Genomic DNA, 19,275 nt, shown 5'->3' with positions numbered 1-19,275 from the left:
GGAATGCAAAACGCCCGGCGCGGGGCCGGGCGTTCGCAAGTCTTAGCCGGGGGGCGCCAGGCCTAAAGGCCGGGCAGTTTGCGGCGCACGGTGCGGCGGCGCTCGATCTCGACCTCTCCGCCGCCGGTGACGGTTTCGATCGCCGCAGTTGCGGCTTCGGGATCAATCGGCTCGCCGCCTTGCTGGATAATGCGTTCATTGTCGCGCCAGAACAGGACGCGATTGGCGAAGCTTTCATCCTTGCGGATCAGCGCGGCGCTCTCGCCGTCGATGATGGCGCGCACATTGGGATTGGCGTCCGCTGCGCCGGCGCGCGACGCGAACAGGATTTCCGCATCGCTGGCGTTGGTCCCGGACAGATCGCCGAATAGGGCGCGGCGCGCTTGCTGGTCCTGGAACATGTCTTCGGCGCGCAACTCGCCCGGACGCGGCGGGGTGAGATTGTATTCGGGCGGCACCGACAGCGGCGCAATCGTCACGACGCGGAACTCGTCCGGGGTGGTCTTGTCCACGCCAAGGGCCTGGCGGACGCTGGAATTACAGCCGGTCAACGCGAACAGGGCGGTGGCGGAAAGGATCAGGGCGGTGCGCATACGCATGGGTCGAAAGCTCGCTTTCATGGGCGGTTCTCACCGCTTGTATCAGACGGACGCAGGCTCTGGCCAGAGGCCCGGCGCCGCTGGAAGACCGGTTTACCGGTCCCCGTTTATGATCAGGTCCAAAATCATCACAGCGACGCCCACGCAGATGCCAGCGTCCGCCACGTTGAAGACATACGGGAAGTAGAGGCCCGAGAAGTCGAAAAAGTCGACCACCGCGCCATAAATCAGCCGGTCGATGACATTGCCGATGGCGCCGCCAATGATCAGGGCGAACGCCAAAGCCTGCAAGCGACGCGTGGTCTGGAACAACCACACGATCAGCAGGCCGGCGATCGCCAGCGACACGCCCGCCAGCAGATAGCGCTGCAGATCGGACTCGGCCTGGAACATGCCGAAGCTGACGCCGTAATTCCACACCATGGTCAGGTTGAACCAGGGGTCGAGGACCTGAACCTGTTGCGGCGTACGTCCGTCGAGATCGAGCCCGTATAAAATCCAGTATTTGCTGGCCTGGTCCGCGATCAGTACGGCAATGGCGACGATGAAGCCGAAAATCGTGAACGATCCGGCGCTGCGCCGACGCGAAAACATTCGCTGCATGATCAAGTCCCTGCATTCCCTCTGATGAAACGCTTAGCAGGGCGCGCGCCACACGGTCCAGTGAAAGCGCCGCAATCTAGCTGCGACAAACCGGGGCTAGGGGCGGGGTTGGGTATCGAAGCCGAAGTCGGTCAGCCCGCCATTGCTGGGATAGAGGGGAAGGAAAGTGAATTCCCGGGCGAGCGTAGCGAAGACCCGGGATCTCTCTCCGCTATAAGCGCCTTGTCCTGATGACGGCCCCGGTTCTGCGCTGCGCTTGACCGGGGATTCAGCTTCTATCGCTGTCATTCACCGGTTTATCCGGTGAATCCATGCCGGAACCTGTGATCCAACCCGCCGGCATGGATCGGCCGGACAAGTCATCCGATGACAGGGGGAGAGAGGGGAGGAGAAAGCCTAGCGCCGCCCGAACAGCCGTTCGATATCGGCGAGTTTCAGCTCAACATAGGTGGGGCGGCCATGGTTGCATTGGCCCGAATGGGGGGTGGCTTCCATCTCGCGCAAAAGCGCGTTCATTTCCTCGCCCGTGAGGCGGCGGCCCGAGCGCACCGAGCCGTGACAGGCCATGGTGCCTACGACCTCTTCGAGCTTTTCCTTCAGCGACAGCGCTTCGTCATATTCGGCGATTTCGTCGGCGAGGTCCCGGATCAGCCCCTGCACGTTGAGGCGTTTTAACAGGGCCGGCGTTTCGCGCACCGCCAGCGCCCCCGCGCCGAAGGGCTCGATGATCAGGCCCAGCTCGGCCAGCTGATCGGCGCGGTCGAGCACGCGCCGCGCCTCGGCTTCATCCAGCTCGACAATCTCAGGGACCAGCAAGGCCTGGCGCGCGACGCCGGTGGCGGCGAGCTGCTTTTTCATCCGCTCATAGACGAGGCGCTCATGGGCGGCGTGCTGATCGACGATGACGAGGCCGTCCTCGGTCTGGGCGATCACATAGGTGGCGTGAACCTGCGCCCGCGCCACGCCCAACGGGTAATCAGAGTGCTGGCTTTCAGGCGCAGCTGCGCCCTGCGCCGGTTCACCGCCATATTGAGGTTCGGTGCGCGCCGACATGCCCGGCGCGAGATCTGAGCGCCCATATTGGGACGGATCAGTTTGAGACTCTCCATAGCCGTAACCCGACGTGTCGTGATGCTCTGACAGGTGTTGTTCCCAGGCCGGTGAAGGCCGGTTCGCCCAGCCGCTGGAAATCGAACTGCCGCGGGTCAGCGGCAAAGCGTGCGACGGTGCGCCTTCAGGACGGGCGCGACCCAGTGCATAGCCTGCGACCGTGGTGGAGGCGCGATGACCCGCCCCCGCCAGCGCATGACGCAAGGCCCCGACGATCAACCCGCGCACCAGGGCGGAATCGCGAAAGCGCACTTCGGCCTTGGCGGGGTGCACGTTCACATCCACATGGCCGGTGGGCAGATCTACATAGAGCGCCACCACCGGGTGCCGGTCGCGGGCGAGAAAATCCTGATAGGCGCCCCGCACCGCGCCGACGATCAGCTTGTCTTTCACGGGCCGTCCATTGACGAACAGGAACTGGTGCTGGTTCGAGCCGCGATTGTAAGTGGGCAGGCTGGCGAGTCCGGTCAGATGCACGCCCTCGCGCTCCTGATCGATCACCAAAGCGTTCTCGCCAAAATCCGCGCCCAGGATTGACGATAACCGCCCGCGCCGCGCCTCGTCGCGGTCATCGGTGGACTCCGCCGGAGCGGAGACGCGAGCGCGGCCCTCGACGGTGAGGAAGAAGCCCACATCTGGCCGGGCGAGGGCGAGACGCTTGATGACATCGGCGACGGCGGTGCTTTCCGCGCGTTCGGATTTGAGAAATTTCAGCCGGGCCGGGGTGGCGTAAAACAGATCGCACACTTCCACCCGCGTGCCGCGACGGCCCAGCGAGGGGGCCGGACGCGGGCCGGATTTGGTTCCGCCCTCGACCGAGAGCTCCCAGGCTTCGCCCAGCTCCTGATCCTGTGTCGTGATTGTCAGGCGCGCCACAGACCCGATGGAGGGCAGGGCCTCGCCGCGAAACCCCATGGAATGGATGTTTAAAAGATCGTCCTGGCCGTCTTCACCCACCGGCAATTTGGAGGTGGCGTGCCGCTCGATTGCGGTTTCAAGCCCGTCGGCGTCCATGCCCGACCCGTCATCCTCGATGACGATGCGGGTCAGCCCGCCGCCCTCAATGCGGATGTCGATGCGGTGCGCGCCGGCGTCCAGCGCGTTCTCCACCAGCTCCTTGACGGCGCTGGCGGGGCGCTCGACCACTTCGCCGGCGGCGATGCGGTTGACGGTTTCTGGCGACAGGCGGCGAATGATGCTCATGGGACCAACCTCGCGACGTGGTGTGAGTCGGTCAAGAAAGCCGTGCTGTTTGCCATCTTCCGTTCGCGCAAAGAGACGTGATAGGAAAGCGGTATGACCGATACTGATCTGACCCATTTTGATCGTGAATTCACGGGCGAAGCCATGCTTGAGTATGGCGATGCGGATTTCATGATCCTGAAACCCGGCGCCTATGTGAAATGCGCGGTGACGGGTGAGAAAATCGCCATCAACAATCTGCGCTACTGGTCCGCAGAGCTGCAGGAAGCCTATCTTGACGCCAACGCCGCCACGGCGCGCTGGCGCGAGGTCTATCAAGGCCCTGGCAGCGCCAAGCAACACAAACCGGGATAATCACCATGGTTCTGATCGCCGCGCTCGCCTTTGTTCAAGCCGTCGCTCCTGCGCCGGAGGGCGCGGCCGATCCCATGGCGGCGTTGATCGCCGAAAGCGCCCCGAGCGCCGTGTCGCCGATCAATTGCGCGGGAACCCATCGCCAGGGCGCGATGATCGTTTGCCGCACGGCGCCGGGCGCCGATGTGAGCCTGGGCGATATCACCGTCACCGCCGATGACGCGGGCTGGGTGGTGCTGGGTCATGATCGGGACGCCGAGCCGCAGACGCTCCTGAGCGTGCGCGGGGCGGGTCTGTCTTATGAAGAGAGCGTCAGCGTCCAGCAGCGCGATTATGACATCCAGCGCATCGAAGGCGTGCCCCAGCAATATGTCACCCCGCCTGAAGAGGTGCTCGACCGCATCCGCGCTGAAGGGCGTGAAAAGCGCAGCGCGTATCAGTCGCGCTGGGCGGGCGACGGCTTCGCCAGCGCCTTCATCATGCCGGTCGAAGGTCGGCTGACGGGCGTCTATGGTAGCCAGCGCTATTACAATGGCGAACCGCGTCGGCCTCATTACGGCATCGATATCGCCGCCCCCGGCGGCACGCCCGTGATCGCGCCCGCCGCAGGCGTCGTCACCCTGGCCGATCCCGACATGTATTATGAAGGCGGGCTGGTTTTCGTCGATCACGGTCAGGGCCTGACGAGCGCCTTCCTGCATCTGGGCGCGGTGAATGTCGAGGTGGGCCAGGAAATCGCGCAGGGCGAGGTGATTGGCGAGGTGGGCTCTGGCGGCCGCTCCACCGGCGCGCATCTCGATTGGCGCATCAAATGGCACAATCGCTATATCGATCCCGCCGAAGCGCTCGCGGTGGATCCGAGCGGCTTGCGGTAAATCGCTGAAACCCCGGCCAAGCGTAGCGTAGAGCCGGGGCCTCCATCAGGATAGGGCGCTTAAGCCCTTTATCTCTTTCCCGGCGAAGGCCGGGATCCAGAGGTCATGGAACGCTGTGCATTGGGCTCTGGGCCCCCGCCTGCGCGGGGGAAGAGGGGATACTCAACAATACTCAACACATGTCATTGACCGGATAAATCGGTGAATGACAGATTGGCAGGCTGAGATTTGGATTTGAGAGGCCGCATGGGCCTCCGGATCAAGTCCGAAGGCCGATAGGGTATTGCTCTATGTCTCGGTCCTGACCCGGGGACCCATAAAGCGGGCTAGGGGGTCAAGGTGACTTACCCTTCCGCCTTCGCCTTTTTATACAGCGGCTTTTCAAACCGGCGGTGCACCCAGAACCATTGGCTGGGGGCTTCGCGGATGCGGTCTTCCATGAAGCGGTTAATGGTGGTGACGGCTTCAAGAATCGCGTCCGCGTCTTTGCCGTCTGGGCGCGCCAGCGGTTCGTGGATCGTCACCTTGAAGCGCGTGCGGTCCTTGCGCCGGATCGACATGGGCACCAGCGGGCAGTCATAGCGCAGCGCCATCCGCGCCGGGCCGGGCGCGGTCATCGCCATGCGGCCGAAGAAGGGCGCGGCGATGCCGTCATTCATCTTCTGATCATTCATCAGCGCCACCGAGGCGCCGGATTTCAGCGCCTGCATCAGCTCTTTCGCGCCATGCCCGCCTTTGGGCGCGAGGATGTTGATGCCATAGGCCTTGCGCTGGTCGATGATGCGCTGGTCGATCAAGGGGTTGTTGGCGTGACGATAGGTGATCCGGCAGTCCTTGAGGTGACGCATGATCACCGCCGCCATCAATTCCCAGTTCGCAAAATGCCCGCCTATCATCACCGCCGGCTGACCCTGACGGTCGAGCTCGGCCAGGATGTCTTCGCCCTCGACCTCGATCTGATCACTATCGGGGCTGAAATCAAAGCGGTGCGTGTTCGGAAACTCGCCCACAAGGCGGCCGAAATTGTCCCACATGGCGTCGAGCAGCCCATCGAGCTCGCGCTCGGACGCTTCTGGGAAGGCGATCTGCATGTTCACGCGGGCCACATGGTGGACTGACACTTTCGGCCCCAGTGTGCGCAACAGGCGTGCGCCTGTGTCGGAGGCGCGCTCCAGGCCCAGTGAGCGGAACAGGCCCTGATAGGCGTCCCAGCCCAGGGCTTCGGCGCGAAAGCCGATGGATTTCATCAAATCTGACATGGCTCTGGCTTAGCGGGAGTTGGCGAAGGAATCCATGGCCTGATCAATCAGCGCGTCCAGCCGCGCCTCATCCTTGAACACGGCGCGCACCGGCCAGGCGATGACCGAGCCCTTCACGCCGCCGGGCAGGCGCACATGGTCTTTTTCCGTGGTGATCAGGGTGGCGTTATGGCTTTCAGCCAGATCGGCCAATTCCTCGATCTCGCCGCGGGTGAAGGCATGGTGATCGGGAAAGCTCGCCGTATCCGCCAGCGTGCCGCCGGCGGCTGCCAGCGCGTCATAGAATTTCTGCGGACGTCCAATTCCCGCAAACGCCAGCAAGGGCCCTGAGGGCGGCGCGGCTTCGGGGGCCAGCCAGGCGGTCAGCACCGGGATTTCAAGACCGGTCAGCTGAAGCTTTTCAAGGTCGGGCGTGAACTCGGCGCTGGGGCACATCACGATCACGGCGTCGGCGCGCTCAAGGCCCGCCCTGACCGGTTCGCGCAAGGGGCCGGCGGGAAAGATCGTGCCTGGCCCCCAGCCGGTCACCGCGTCCACCACCACGATTGAGAGCGTTTTTTCAAGGCTGGGGTTTTGATGGCCGTCATCCATGATGATGAGGTCCGCCCCCTCCTGAGCGGCCATTTTGGCGCCCTCGGGGCGCTGTCGCGCCACATAGACGGGCGCCAGCCGCGAGAGCAGCAGGGGTTCGTCGCCCACATCCGCGACGGCGTGCATCTGGGCGTCGACCTTCAGAGGTCCCGCCAGCTTGCCGCCCCAGCCCCGGCTCAGCCCCGCCGCTTTCAGTCCTTTTTGATGGGCGGCGCGCATCAGGGCGGCGGTCACCGGCGTCTTGCCGACCCCGCCCACGGTCAGGTTGCCCACACAGATCACCGGCGCAGGGGCAGGTGTGGGCGTTGTGGTGCGCATGCGGCGCGCCCCGGCCCAGGCGTAGAGCGCCCCCAGCGGCGAGAGCAGAGCGCGGGTCAGCGCGGCGGAGCTGCGCGGGGCGCTGTCATCCCAGAAGGGCGGCGCTCTCATCGTGGGTGTCCTCGGTCCAGAAGCCGGTTCAAGGCTGACAGGGTGAGGGGCAATACGCCGCCGGGCAAGGCGTCGAGCGTCGCCCGGGCCTTGTCAATTGTCTCATCCCCGTCGCTCCAGACGGTCTGAACCGCCTGTGCGATTTCGGTCGCTGTGCGGGCGGTGATCCGCGCATTATGTGCGTCGTAGACGGCGTAGACATCGGCAAAGCTGTCCACATACGGCCCGGTGATCACGGCGGACCCGGCGCGGCTGGCCTCGATCGGGTTATGCCCGCCAATGCCGTCTATGAAACTGCCTGCGATCACCGCGACTGGAGACAGCGCATACCACAGCGCCATCTCGCCCAGCGTGTCCGCCAGCCAGACCTGAGCGCTCTGGGGCGTTTCGCCCTGTGAGCGCTGGGCGAAGCTGAGCCCCGCCGCGTTCAGGACCTCAACCACATCGTGCGCGCGTTCTGGGTGTCGGGGGACCAGGATCATCAGCGCGTCGGGGTGAGAGGTGAGCAGCGCCTTATGGGCGCTGGCGATCAGCGCTTCCTCGCCCGTATGCGTGCTGGCGGCCACAAAGACCGGACGCTCGCAAATCAGCGCCTGACCTTCAGTCAGGGCCTCTGGCGTCGGTGCGGGCAGCCCGCATTCAAGCTTGAGATTGCCCGCATGGGCGATGGGCTGGCCCGTCAGGCGGGACAGACCCTCCGCCGTGCGTTGGTCCGCAGCGCCGATCCAGTCAAACGCGCCCAGGAGCGCCTGTGCGCTTTGGGGCCAGCGCGCCCAACCGTCGAGGGATTTTTGGTTCATCCGCGCATTCATCAGCGCCAGCGGCACGCCGCGCGCTTTCGCAGCGAGGATGAGGTTGGGCCACAGCTCGCTTTCAGTGAACACCGCAAGATCGGGTGTCCAATGATCGAGAAAGGCTTCGACCCAGGCGGGGGCGTCTACAGGCGGAAACTGATGGATCAGCCGGTCAAGCCCGCGATGGGCGATCAGGCTTGCCGAGGTGAGGGTGCCTGAGGTGATCAGCACATGAGCGTCTTCATGCTGAGCGAGCAGGGCGTCTGCGACCGTCAACGCCATCTGGCTCTCGCCGACGCTGGCGGCGTGTATCCAGATGAGCGCGCCCGCAGGGCGGGGATGACCCGGCTGTCCCACGCGTTCGGTCAACCGGTCAGGGTCTTCCTTGCCAGCCTGCGCTCGCCGGTTCAACAGCCAGCGCGCCACGGGCTTCAGGGCGGTGCTGGCGGCGCGATATAGCGAGAGGCCAGGCGCGCTCATGCGGTCTCCGTTTGGGCGTCCGGGCGCGGTGCGGCGGTGATCGCTTCCCCCCGGCAAGCGAGATCCGCTTCCATATTGGCGCTGATCATGCGCGCCTCCAAGGTCGCGCGTGCGTCTTCCAGCGCCGCCTTGTCGGCGTCCTTGGGGATGTCCACAGGTTCGGTCCAGACGATGACGCCTTTTCCAAAGGGCAGCGGCAGCACGAACCGGTCCCAGCTTTTGAAGATGATCGCGTTCGAGGTCGACCAGCCCAGGCCCAGAAGAGGCGCGCCTGTGGCGCGGGCGAGTTTCACCGCGCCCAATCCTGCGCGCATGCGCGGGCCGCGCGGTCCGTCCGGGGTCAGCGCCATGGCGCCGCCGCCTTCCACCCAGCGGACCATTTCGCGAAACGCGCTCAGCCCGCCCTTCTGCTTGGTCTTGGTCTTGTTGCGCGACGAGCCCCGCACGACTTCCACATTGTGATGCCGGGCGACCTTGGTGACCACATCGCCTTCGCGGGAGCGCGAGATCAGGATGGCGGGCGGCTGCACGTTTTTGGGCCAGGCCGCAATGGACATCAGGATGCGACCATGCCAGACGCAGCCGATCACGCCGTCTCCGCCCATCCAGATCGGTTCGGCGTGTTCGCGTCCACGCACCTCCCAGCGGGTGGTGGCTTTGACCAGGCTCATATACCCCGCCAGCAGTGCGGCGATCAGCGCCTGGACCGGCGGGGAGGAGAGGATGGACTTCAACATGGTATGCGCTGGATCGCCGCCCCGGGCCGATCCGTCAAGCATTCCGTGCGCGTTAATCACACGCGCTGGGTTGTTGCATGGGACGCGTAAGCGCCTTACTTCACCCCGCCATGACGTATGATTTGAACGATCCGCTTGATTACAAGCGCGCGATGAAGGGCCTGATGTGGGGCGATCATGGCGTGTTGCGCCAACGCTTTCACAACATGCACCGCGTGGGCGGCGAGATGTGGCGCGGCAATCAGCCCAGCCCCAAGCGCCTGAAAGCCCTCAAGGATATGGGGTTCAAGACGATTCTCAACCTGCGCGGCACGCAGCCGGGGCGGCATTATTATGATCTTGAGCACCACACCTGCGCCGAGCTGGGCCTTGAGATTGTTGATCTGCCCTGGGGCTCGCGCGAGGCGCCCTATGTGGAGCGGATCGAGCATCTGATCACAGTGTTCGACGAGATCGCCTATCCCGCTTTCATGCATTGCAAATCCGGCGCGGACCGGGCGGGCATTGTGGCGGTGATGTACAAGCTTTTGCACGAGAAGGCTCCGTTTGAAGAAGCGGTCGAGCAGCTCTCCTTCAAATACGGCCATATCAAGCAGGGCAAGACCGGCATGCTTGATCATTTCTTTGATCTCTATCGTCAGAGACATGCTCAGGAGCCGATCGATTTTCTGGACTGGGTGCGCACCGAATATGATCGCCAGGCGTGCCATGACGGCTTCATGGCCAGCTGGTGGGGCTCGGCCCTGACCGAGAAAATCTTGCGCCGCGAATAGCTTGAGGTTGATGGCGCACCGCTTGCATCTTCTGGATGCAGGAGGGAGCGCCTCATGCCAATCACCCGTCATGTCCGGGCTCTGCAAAGCCGGTTTCCGCGGTTCGTCGACGCCAAGGCGAGCGCACAACGCTTCATGCGCCGCACGCTGCGCCGTCCGTTCGAGCCCGAATTCTCACTCTTGTCGCGATGGCGGCCCGATCCGGGCGAGGTTTTCATCGATGTGGGCGCCCATCGCGGCCAGAGCGTGGACGCCATAAGGCTCTACCAGCCTGACGCCCTCATCCACGCGTTTGAACCCAATGTGCACCTAGCGAACGGACTGGCGCATCTGTTTGACGATGACCCGGCGCTGGCGGTTTATGCCTGCGGGTTGGGCGACAAGGACGAGGCGCGGCGGCTCTACGTGCCGGTCTATCGCAGCTTTGTCTATGACGGGCTGGCCTCGTTTGACCCCGACCAGGCGGGCGGCTGGCTGAGCGCACATCGGATCAGCGGATTTGATCCCGATCAGCTTGAAATGATGGCGGGGGAGGCGCGCACTTTCACGCTGGATATGCTCGGTCTCAATCCCGGCTTTCTCAAGATCGATGCGCCGGGCTGGTTCGCCTCGGTCGTGCGCGGGGCGGAAGACACGCTCGACCGTTGCCGCCCGCTCATCCTGATGCAAACCAATGAGCGCGCCGATCAGGTGCTGACCGAAGAGCGGGGCTATACCCGCGCCGCCTTTGACGGCGACCGCCTCCGCCCCGGCGAGGAAGGCTTTGAGAACACGGTCTATGTCCCCGGTGAGCGGATGGGGGATTTGACGCGGTGCGGGCTGTGGCCGGCTTAGATCTCATTGCCCTCTTTCCCCGCGCAGGCGGGGACCCAGAGATCGTCAAGCGTCGCGTCTCCGGCTCTGGGCCCCCGCCTGCGCGGGGGAAGAGGGGTTTGTACGCTTTGATATGTGAGTGAAACCCCGGCCAAGCGCAGCGTAGAGCCGGGGCCTGCATCAGAACAGGTCGCTTAAAGCGGAGGGTGGTCCCGGACCGCTCCGAGTCCGGGAATTCAGGGCCTGACTACCCGTCCGCGAATTGCAGCGCGCTGAGTTGCGCGTAAAGGCCGTTCTGCCCGATCAGGCTGTCATGATCGCCGCTTTCCACGATCTCGCCCGCTTTGAGGACATAGATGCGGTCGGCCTTGCGCACGGTGGCGAGGCGGTGGGCGATGACGATAGTGGTGCGGTCCCGGCTCAGCTCATCAAGGGCGTGCTGCACCCGCGCTTCGGAATTGGCGTCGAGCGCGCTGGTGGCTTCATCGAGCAAGAGGATGGGCGCGTCTTTGAGGATCGCACGAGCGATGGCCACGCGCTGGCGTTGACCGCCCGAGAGGTTTGAGCCCTTCGGTCCGGCCTGGGTGTCATACCCCGCAGAGAGTCCCAGAATGAAGTCATGGGCATCGGCGGCCTTGGCGGCGGCGATGATCTCATCGTCTGTGGCGCCCAGCTTGCCGAGCGCGATATTGTTTTTGACCGTGTCGTCAAACAGGGTCACTTCCTGGCTGACGAGCGCCAGCTGGCGGCGTAGCGAGGCGAGCTGGGCCTGGGCGATGTCCTGACCGTCGATCTCGACCGATCCTTCACGGGGATCATACAGCCGCGCAATCAGGTTCAAGAGCGTCGTCTTGCCCGAACCGGACGGCCCCACGAGCGCAATCGTTTCGCCGGGTTTGGCGTCCAGCGTGATATGCGACAGCGCGTCCACGCCCGGCTCATACTGGAAGCTCACATCCGTCACGCGCACATGGCCGCCCGTGAGGGCGAGGGGCTGGGCGTCCTCCGCTTCCTTGAGCGTGGGCTGTTCATCAAGCAGGGCGAAGACCCGGTCGAGCACCGCAAAGCCTTCCTGCAACACGCCCGACAGCGAGGCGAGGGCGCGGATGGGCGAGCTCATCACGCCAAAGGCGACAATGAAGCCCAGCAGGTCAGACAATTGCGTCGCGCCATTGAGCGCCCGCCAGCCGGCAAAGCCGAAAATCACCGCCAGCGCGACGCCAGCGGCGACTTCCATAATGGGTTCGATCCGCGCGCGCTGGGCGACCATGGCGAGCAAAAGCTCAAAGCGCTGCTGGAAGCGGCCGCGAGCGCGGGTCTGCGACCAGTCTTCGAGCGAGAAGGTTTTGATCATCCGGGCGCCGGAAAAGCCTTCTTCAAGAAAGCTCGACACATCGCCCATCTGATCCTGAATATCGCCCGCGCGCTTTCGGATCGCCTTGCCGATGACGGTGATCGGATGACCCGCCACCAGAAGGACGGCGAGCACAACCAGCGTCAGCGCCCAGTCGAGCCAGAACAGCACCACAAGACAGCCCACCACGGTGAGGAAATCGCGGGTGAGATTGTTCGCGGCCCGGATCAGCCCTTCGCGCAGCATGGTGATGTCATTGGTGAAGCGCGAGATGATCGCGCCCACCGGCTCACGTTCGAGCCGTTGAAAATCGGCGGTGATCAGCCGGTCGAACATGGCGATCTGAAGGTCGCGCATGATCGCCAGCGCCAGCCGGTTGGTGGCGAGGTTTTGCAAGAACAGGCTGACCGAGCGCACGATCACTGCGCCGAGAATGAGCGTCGGCGCCAGCCAGAGCACGCTTGCGTCACGATTTTCCAGAAGTCCCGACGCCTGCTGCACCACCACGCCATAGCCTGAAGCGGCGCCCGCCGTAATCGCGGCGAGCAAGGTCGCCCAGGCCAGAAGGGCTTTATGCTTTGTGATTTGCTCGCGCCATAACCGCGCCGCCAGCGCAAAGGAGCGCGCGCGTTGAGGCTTGGGCGCGCCGGGCAGGGCGCCGTCCGTCACAGGCGGGTCAGCAGACAGGGGGCTTAGTCCTTTTTGGACGGATCCAGCATCTTGTGCGCGTGGATCACGAAATAACGCATGTGCGCATTGTCCACGGTGCGCTGGGCGGCGGATTTCCAAGCTTCTCGTGCGGCGTCGTAATTGGGGTAGGCGCCTACGAAATCGACCTGGGTCAGGTCTTTGAATTCGGGTGCGCAGGGGCCGATATCTTTCAGCTCGCCGCCGATCACCAGATGAAGCAATTGTTGTTCAGACGTTTCGGTCATGGGGAGTCTCCCGAAAGGACGTTATGGGGTCTGCGTCAGGCGGTCTAATAGCAAGGCATGCAGCACCGGACCAGCCGCCAGCGGCGGATCCTGAACAGCGCTCGTCCTGTTATAATACACCGGCTCGCCTTTCGACGAAGTGAAGACGCCGCCTGACTCCTCCACCAGAAGATGTCCGGCCGCCAGGTCCCAGTCCCATTTGGGCCTGACCGCCACCACAGCGTCGGCCTCGCCCTCGGCCAGACGGCACAGGCGCAGAGCAGCGGAATTGACGGTATGCGCGTCGGCCCCGAGCGCGCGCAGATCCGCCAGCCTCCCCGGATCGCCGATCAAACGCGCACCGGTAATTGAGTCATGGGCGCTGATACGCAGCGGCGCGCCATCCTTGCGCGCGCCATGGCCCAAAGCTGCGTCATAGAGGGCGTCCGCGCTTGGGTCGTAGATCGCGGCGGCGACAGGCCGGCCCTCCTCCACAACAGCGCAGGAGATGACGAATTCGGGCTTGTTCTTCAAAAAGGCGCGGGTGCCGTCGATCGGATCGATGAGAAAGCTGCGCCTGGCGGTAAGCCTGGACTGATCGTCCACCGTCTCTTCCGACAGCCAGCCATAGTCAGGGCGCGCGGCTTTGAGACGTTCCTGAAGCAGCGCGTCAGAGGCGAGGTCCGCTTCGGTGACCGGATCGCCGGGCAGCTTTTCCCAGTCGCGCATGCCGCGCGCCCTGAAGGCGAGCACAAGTTCCCCCGCGGCGCGCGCCGCCTCGGCCAGCAAGTCCCGGTCTGCGCGCGGGTCGTTCATCAGCGCCCGCCAATGGACAGCGCATCCACCAGAACGCTGGGGGCGTTGATGGCGCTGTCAAACTCCAGATCCGAGCCGGGGACCAGCCGCGCGAAAATGTCCAGCAGATTGCCCGCCACGGTGATTTCGCTGACGGGCCCGGCCAGCTTGCCGTTCTCGATGGCGTAGCCCGCCACGCCCACAGACCAGTCGCCGGTGTTGGCGTTGAGCGAGGGGCCGAACATTTCACTGACCAGAACGCCGTTTCCGGCGGCCTCGATCAGGCCGTCGCGGTCCAGCTCGCCGGGGCTCAGATGGACGTTGGAGGCGCCGACGCCCGGCGCGCCGCCCAGATTGCGCGAGGCGTGACCGGTCAGCTCCAGCCCCAGCTGGCGCGCGCTTGACGCGTTCAGAAGCCAGGTCGTCAGCACGCCGTCCTCGATGATGGCGCGGGGCGTGCAGGCGATGCCCTCGGCGTCCACCGCACGGGCGCCGAAGCTCCAGTCGCGCAGCGGATCCTCGATCACGTCGACGCCTTCGCCGAACAGGCGCTCGCCCATCTTGTCACGCAGGAAAGACGTGCCGCGCGCAATGGCCGGGCCGGAGATCGCGCCCAGAAGCGAGGAGATGAAAGTGGTGGACACACGCTTGTCAAAAACCACCGCCATTTTGCCGGTCGAGAGTTTTTCAGCGCCCACGCGACTGGCCGCGCGCTCGCCTGCGCTCAGGCCGATTTCCTGCGCGGTCTTGAGATCGGAGCGGCGGCGGGCGGCGTGGGTGTCGTAATCGCGCTCCATCGCGCCAGACGCGTCCCTGGCGATGGCGGCGACGCCCAGTCCGCAGCGCGAACCCAGGCGGGCGCGCTCAAAACCGGTGGAGGTGACGAAGGCCGAGCCGCCGACGCCGGCGCTGGCGCCGCAGCCTGAGGTCATCGCCACGCCTTTGACGCCCAGGGCGGCTGCTTCCATTTCAAGCGCGGCGGCTTCGAGCTGGTCAGGGGTGAAGTCTGACGCTTCGTAAGTGGCGATGTCAGGCAGGTTGCGCGCCAGTTTCTCAGGCTCGACCAGGCCGCAATACGGGTCTTCGGGCGCGGCCTTGGCCATGGCCACCGCGCGCTCGACGGCGAGGCTCATCCCCGCTTCGGACAGATCCGAGAAGGCGACGCCCGCCTGACGCTTGCCGATCAGAACGCGCAGGCCCGCATCACGGGTTTCGCTGCGTTCGACGGTTTCCAGCTTGCCCTCGCGCACGCCCGCTTCTATGGCGCGCGATTCAGAGAGCAGGGCTTCTGCGTCCTGTGCGCCGGCCGCCTTGGCGCGGTCGACGAGCTCGTGAGCCAGAGACAGAAGCGAAGAAGTGTCGGGCGCGCCCAGGCCGGCGCTGGCGTTTTGATCGGTCATACCGATCCCATAACGTCAACACGGCCCCAAGCGCAACGCGTCAGAACGGCTAAGGGCTTAACCCGTGACCGCATGAAGGATCAGACCGACGCCCAGAACGGCGTAAATTGTCAGGGTCAAAAGAGCGCCCAGGAAGCGGCCGATATTGGGGCCGTCCTGAGTGGCGACGCCCCAGCCATGAATGCCGCGGGCGACGGTCAGGGTCACGCCGATGGCGTGAAGCGCCATGATCGGCGCGCCGATCAGCGCCATAACCACCAGGGCGATCAGCACACCCGGCGTCCATTCCGCGCCATTGGCGTGCGCGCGGCAGGCGCGTTCAAGCGCCGGGTTTTCACCCATGCCCAGGCTGGTCTTGGTGCTGAGCCGGTAGCGGATCACATTGGCTCCGAGGATCAGCAAAATCAGTAAGTTGAGGCCAACATACAGGCTGGCGACTTGAATGGCGGTCATGAAATTCCCCTGCGGCGCGCCGGTTATCCGGCGTCGTCATTATCCTGCGGCAGACTGGCGGCCTGCCGGATCGCGTCCGCCAGCACTTCGGGCGCTTCAGCGCCAGAGACTGCGAACTGTCCGTTAAAAATAAAGCACGGCACGCCCTGTACGCCTAGCCGCCGGTAGAACTGCTCTTCGTCCAGAACGGCCTGGCTGTCCTGATCGGTTTGCAGCAAGGAGGCGACGATATCGGCGTCCAGCCCGACCTCGCCCGCAAGCTGGCTCAGCACAGCCGGATCACCAATATCCAGATGATCGTCAAAAAACGCCTTGTGCAGACGCTCGGAGGCGGCCTCGCCCAGATCCTGACCTTGCGCCCAGCGAATAACGCGATGGGCGTTCAGCGTATTGGGGCGCACGGGAATGCCGGAGAAGCGGAAAGTGATCCCGGCTGCGGGGCCGGCCTGTTCAAGATGCTCGCGCATCATCTTGAAACGATCATCCGGGCCGTCGCCGAACTTCTTTTTCATATAGTCCTTATAGGCGACGCCGCCCGGCGGAATCGCACCGTCCAGTTGGAACGGACGATACAGGGTCTCGGTCTGGATCTCGGGAACCAGCGCACGGGCCTGATCCCAATAGCGCAGGCCCAGCCAGCACCACGGGCACACAATGTCAGAGACGATATCAACAGAAACTTGGGTCATGGCCGGACCCTAGAGCGTTCGCGTCAGATCGGAAAGATCAGCCCATGCAAACCTGATTGCGCCCGCCTTCCTTGGCGTCATAAAGCCCGCCATCCGCCCGCGCGAGCATGTGCTCGCCGGTCGAGTTGAGATCACCGGGGTTCAGAACGGCGAGCCCCAGCGAGGCGGTGACGGCGATGCGCTGTCCCACATCGTTCTCCACATGCATGGCCTGGACGGTCTCGCGCAGGGTTTCGCAGGTCCGGCGTGCTTGCTGCTCATCCTGACCGGGGAGGACGACCGCGAACTCTTCGCCGCCCAACCGGCCCAGCATGGCAGGGGGGCGGAGCAGGGCTTTGAGCTGGCGCACGGTTTCGATCAACACCCGGTCCCCGCTGGCATGTCCATGGGTGTCGTTGATCTTCTTGAAGAAATCGAGATCGACCATGGCGACGCTGAAGGGCAGCGCCTGGTCGAGCGCCTTTTTGTGTTCGCGCTCCAGCGTGCGCATGAAGACCCGTCGATTATACGCCCCCGTCAAGGCGTCCGTCTCTGCTTCCGCGCGCATGCGCTGGGTCAGACGCACAATGCGCGATGCGGCGCGCAAGCGGGCTTTCAGCTCGTTGGGGTTGAGCGGTTTGGTCAGATAATCGTCAGCGCCAGAATCGAGCGACTCAGCGAGCTTGTCCTCCTGGCCTGACGCGGTCAGCACCATGGTATGCACGTGCTCGGTTTCGGGATTGGCCTTGACCAGCCAGCAGCTTTCAAGCCCTGAGAAATCCGGCAGCTCGATCGCCGTCATGAAAATGTCGGGCGGATTGTCGCCAAGCTGTTTGAGGCTCTCTTCCGCATGCCCGGACGAGCTGGTCTCAAAGCCCGCTTCGCCCAGCATACGGCACAGAATGGCGCGCTGAACGCGGCTGGCCTCGCAGATATGGATATGCAGCCGCTCCTCGCCTGCATCCAGCACGGGCGCAGACGTGTCGGGTGCGGCGCCCGCAGCAGGAATGGATTCTGACACAGCCATGTCCGCACACTAGGTGTGAAGACTTTACGGCTTCCTGAACATCAAGGGTTTTTCTGAAGAAAGTGCGTTCGCGCGATTATGCTTTCGCGTCCAGCAGTTTGCCGATCATCTCATCAGCCGTGCGGATGACGCTGACGGCGGCCGAGGCTTGATGTTCAGCTTTGATCATATCGACCATGGCGGTGACATAGTCGTCGTCAAAAGAAGAAACGCGCCCGCCAGGTCCGGCGGGTGGTGGGGGGGCGTCGGATCGCCCGGCAGGCGCGTCAGGAGCTGAAGCGCTTTGGGTAAGCGCGGCAGGGATGGTCGATGGGCGAACACGGTTGACCATACCTGCCGCAGCATCCAGCCGCGCTGTGGCGGCTTGGAAGGCTTGTACGCCGGATGAGAAAACCGAGTTCATGCCCACCGGTATGCGCCCAACATCCGGAAATTGCACGCGGAACTGGTAATGTGAGTTACCGCGGGGTTAAGCGGGTGCGGGGCTAGTCCAGCCCCAGCTCGCTCCACATAGCGTCCACCCGGTCGATCACGTCCTGCTCCATATAGAGCTTCTCGCCCCATTCGCGATTGGTCTCGCCGGGCCATTTGTTGGTGGCGTCCATGCCGATCTTCGACCCCAGGCCCGACACCGGCGAGGCGAAGTCGAGATAGTCGATGGGGGTGTTCTCGATGGGGGTGATGTCGCGGGCCGGATCCATGCGGGTGGAGATCGCCCACATCACATCCTTCCAGTCGCGCGCATTGATGTCGTCATCCACGACGATCACCCATTTGGTGTACATGAACTGGCGCAGATAGGACCACGCGCCCATCATCACGCGCTTGGCGTGGCCGGCATAGGCCTTCTTCATGGAGATCACGGCGATGCGATAGCTACAGCCTTCGGGCGGCAGCCAGAAATCGACGATCTCGGGGAATTGCTGGCGCACCAGCGGGATGAACACCTCGTTGAGCGCCTCGCCCAGCACGGACGGCTCATCCGGCGGACGGCCGGTGAAGGTGGTCAGATAAATCGGATCGCGACGCATGGTGATGGCGCTGACCTTGAAGACCGGGAATTTCTCCACCGAATTGTAATAGCCGGTGTGATCGCCATAAGGGCCTTCATCAGCGTACTCGTCGAGCATCACATGGCCTTCGAGCACGATCTCGGCTTCGGCGGGCACTTTCAGCGGCACAGTCTTGCAGTCCACAAGCTCGGCCTTCTGGCCGCGCAAAAGCCCTGCGAACTGGTATTCGCTCAGCGTATCGGGCACGGGCGTGACAGCGGCGAGGATCGTGCCGGGATCAGCGCCCAGCACGCAGGCGACGGGCAGGGGTTCAGGCTTTTCGTTTTTCCAGCGCTGGAAATGCTGGGCGCCGCCGCGATGCTTGAGCCAGCGCATGATCGCGCGGTCCTTGCCCAGCTTCTGCATCCGGTAAATGCCCAGGTTGAAATCGTCTTGCTTGTCTTTTGACGGGCCTTTCGTGACCACCAGAGGCCAGGTGATCAGCGGATCGGGTTCGCCCGGCCAGCAGCCCTGGATCGGCAAGCGATCAAGATCAATATCCTCGCCCTGCAGCACTACCTCCTGGCAGGGCGCCTTGCGCACATTGGCGGGACGCATGCTCATCACGGTCTTGGCCAGAGGCAACATGCCGAGCGCGTCTTTCAGGCCGCGGGGCGGTTCAGGCTGGCGCAGGAAGGCCAGAAGCTCGCCCACTTCGCGCAAATCCGAGGCGGTCTTGCGTGGCTCGCCGCCCAGCGTCACAGCGCGGGCGACGCGGCCCACCGTGCCGAACAGGTTCGCCAGCGCCGGCATCTCCGCCGGGCGGCCATCTTCGTGGACAGGATTTTCAAACAGCACCGCCGGGCCGCCGGTGTTCAGCAGGCGTGTCTGGATCTCGGTCATTTCCAGATGGGTGGAGACCGGCCGGGAGACGCGCTTGAGCTCGCCTTCGGCTTCCAGCAAAGCAATGAAGTCGCGCAGAGATTTATACGCCATCCGGCCCTCCTGTCTGATGTCGTGCAAACTAGGCCTGCCCGGCAGGCGGGCCAAGC

20 protein-coding genes are annotated in these 19,275 nt (G+C 64.2%); 4 read left to right on the top strand and 16 right to left on the bottom strand.

Annotated elements, in window-relative coordinates; translation table 11 throughout:
- Window positions 1-62: 62 nt before the first annotated feature.
- The 3 genes from ACP154_RS01475 to mutL all read right to left on the bottom strand — a co-directional run bounded on the left by ACP154_RS01475 (window position 63) and on the right by mutL (window position 3,515).
- Entirely contained in the window at window positions 63-620 is a 558-nt protein-coding gene (locus ACP154_RS01475) for a DUF3035 domain-containing protein (RefSeq protein ID WP_421857482.1), read from the bottom strand.
- 72 nt (window positions 621-692) lie between these two features.
- On the bottom strand, window positions 693-1,202 hold the full coding sequence (gene lspA, locus ACP154_RS01470; protein WP_421857484.1) for a signal peptidase II: 510 nt from the start codon (window positions 1,200-1,202) through the stop codon (window positions 693-695).
- Between the two features lie 396 nt (window positions 1,203-1,598).
- Entirely contained in the window at window positions 1,599-3,515 is a 1,917-nt protein-coding gene (mutL, locus tag ACP154_RS01465; protein WP_421857486.1) for a DNA mismatch repair endonuclease MutL, read from the bottom strand.
- 93 nt (window positions 3,516-3,608) lie between these two features.
- On the opposite strand from mutL, the gene ACP154_RS01460 reads away from it, so the two are divergent.
- Window positions 3,609-3,869 (top strand): DUF2093 domain-containing protein, encoded by a 261-nt coding sequence (locus tag ACP154_RS01460; protein ID WP_107711347.1) that lies wholly within the window; start codon window positions 3,609-3,611, stop codon window positions 3,867-3,869.
- A gap of 5 nt (window positions 3,870-3,874) precedes the next feature.
- Window positions 3,875-4,744 (top strand): M23 family metallopeptidase, encoded by an 870-nt coding sequence (locus ACP154_RS01455; protein ID WP_421857489.1) that lies wholly within the window; start codon window positions 3,875-3,877, stop codon window positions 4,742-4,744.
- Window positions 4,745-5,088: 344 nt separating this feature from the next.
- On the opposite strand, the gene ACP154_RS01450 is transcribed toward ACP154_RS01455, so the two are convergent.
- From ACP154_RS01450 to ACP154_RS01435, 4 genes are read right to left on the bottom strand one after another with little or no spacing between them, the layout of a single operon-like run.
- A complete protein-coding gene (locus tag ACP154_RS01450) occupies window positions 5,089-6,003 on the bottom strand; it encodes a lysophospholipid acyltransferase family protein (RefSeq protein WP_421857491.1) in 915 nt (304 codons plus the stop codon).
- 9 nt (window positions 6,004-6,012) lie between these two features.
- Window positions 6,013-7,023, bottom strand: a complete 1,011-nt coding sequence (gene lpxK / locus ACP154_RS01445) for a tetraacyldisaccharide 4'-kinase (protein WP_421857493.1) — start codon at window positions 7,021-7,023, stop codon at window positions 6,013-6,015.
- Window positions 7,020-8,297, bottom strand: a complete 1,278-nt coding sequence (locus tag ACP154_RS01440; RefSeq protein WP_421857495.1) for a 3-deoxy-D-manno-octulosonic acid transferase — start codon at window positions 8,295-8,297, stop codon at window positions 7,020-7,022. The genes lpxK and ACP154_RS01440 overlap by 4 nt, the downstream gene beginning before the upstream one ends.
- The gene (locus tag ACP154_RS01435) at window positions 8,294-9,034 is read right to left on the bottom strand and encodes a lysophospholipid acyltransferase family protein (RefSeq protein ID WP_421857497.1); all 741 of its coding nucleotides are present in this window, start codon (window positions 9,032-9,034) and stop codon (window positions 8,294-8,296) included. Before ACP154_RS01435 ends, ACP154_RS01440 begins: the two co-directional genes overlap by 4 nt.
- A gap of 110 nt (window positions 9,035-9,144) precedes the next feature.
- Here ACP154_RS01435 and ACP154_RS01430 point away from each other — a divergent pair, with 110 nt between their 5' ends.
- Together ACP154_RS01430 and ACP154_RS01425 are read left to right on the top strand one after the other, a co-directional pair.
- Window positions 9,145-9,807: a fused DSP-PTPase phosphatase/NAD kinase-like protein gene (locus ACP154_RS01430; RefSeq protein WP_421857499.1), complete on the top strand. Its 663-nt coding sequence runs from the start codon at window positions 9,145-9,147 to the stop codon at window positions 9,805-9,807.
- A gap of 54 nt (window positions 9,808-9,861) precedes the next feature.
- The gene (locus ACP154_RS01425) at window positions 9,862-10,641 is read left to right on the top strand and encodes an FkbM family methyltransferase (protein ID WP_421857501.1); all 780 of its coding nucleotides are present in this window, start codon (window positions 9,862-9,864) and stop codon (window positions 10,639-10,641) included.
- Window positions 10,642-10,867: 226 nt separating this feature from the next.
- On the opposite strand, the gene ACP154_RS01420 is transcribed toward ACP154_RS01425, so the two are convergent.
- From ACP154_RS01420 to ACP154_RS01380, 9 genes are all read right to left on the bottom strand, one after another.
- Window positions 10,868-12,643 carry an ABC transporter ATP-binding protein gene (locus tag ACP154_RS01420; RefSeq protein WP_421857503.1) on the bottom strand — a complete coding sequence of 592 codons (1,776 nt, stop codon included), beginning with the start codon at window positions 12,641-12,643 and terminating at the stop codon, window positions 10,868-10,870.
- Between the two features lie 23 nt (window positions 12,644-12,666).
- Window positions 12,667-12,909: a DUF4170 domain-containing protein gene (locus ACP154_RS01415; RefSeq protein WP_107711339.1), complete on the bottom strand. Its 243-nt coding sequence runs from the start codon at window positions 12,907-12,909 to the stop codon at window positions 12,667-12,669.
- 21 nt (window positions 12,910-12,930) lie between these two features.
- Window positions 12,931-13,704, bottom strand: a complete 774-nt coding sequence (locus ACP154_RS01410) for a 3'(2'),5'-bisphosphate nucleotidase CysQ (RefSeq protein WP_421857505.1) — start codon at window positions 13,702-13,704, stop codon at window positions 12,931-12,933.
- Window positions 13,704-15,083: a TldD/PmbA family protein gene (locus ACP154_RS01405; RefSeq protein ID WP_421857507.1), complete on the bottom strand. Its 1,380-nt coding sequence runs from the start codon at window positions 15,081-15,083 to the stop codon at window positions 13,704-13,706. The genes ACP154_RS01410 and ACP154_RS01405 overlap by 1 nt, the downstream gene beginning before the upstream one ends.
- A 57-nt stretch (window positions 15,084-15,140) precedes the next feature.
- Entirely contained in the window at window positions 15,141-15,536 is a 396-nt protein-coding gene (locus ACP154_RS01400) for an MAPEG family protein (protein ID WP_107711336.1), read from the bottom strand.
- A 23-nt stretch (window positions 15,537-15,559) separates the two neighbouring features.
- Complete coding sequence (locus tag ACP154_RS01395) at window positions 15,560-16,225, bottom strand: DsbA family oxidoreductase (protein ID WP_421857509.1); 666 nt, start codon at window positions 16,223-16,225, stop codon at window positions 15,560-15,562.
- A 37-nt stretch (window positions 16,226-16,262) separates the two neighbouring features.
- Window positions 16,263-17,231, bottom strand: a complete 969-nt coding sequence (locus ACP154_RS01390; RefSeq protein ID WP_421857511.1) for a GGDEF domain-containing response regulator — start codon at window positions 17,229-17,231, stop codon at window positions 16,263-16,265.
- Between the two features lie 76 nt (window positions 17,232-17,307).
- Entirely contained in the window at window positions 17,308-17,670 is a 363-nt protein-coding gene (locus ACP154_RS01385; protein ID WP_421857513.1) for a flagellar basal body rod C-terminal domain-containing protein, read from the bottom strand.
- Window positions 17,671-17,716: 46 nt separating this feature from the next.
- Entirely contained in the window at window positions 17,717-19,219 is a 1,503-nt protein-coding gene (locus tag ACP154_RS01380; protein WP_421857515.1) for a UbiD family decarboxylase, read from the bottom strand.
- Window positions 19,220-19,275 lie beyond the last annotated feature (56 nt).

The organism is Oceanicaulis sp. (assembly GCF_965249665.1).
In the GTDB taxonomy this organism is placed as follows: Bacteria; Pseudomonadota; Alphaproteobacteria; order Caulobacterales; family Maricaulaceae; genus Oceanicaulis.
The sequence above is the reverse complement of the archived record's forward strand: the minus strand, read 5'-3'. Positions and strand labels throughout refer to the sequence as shown.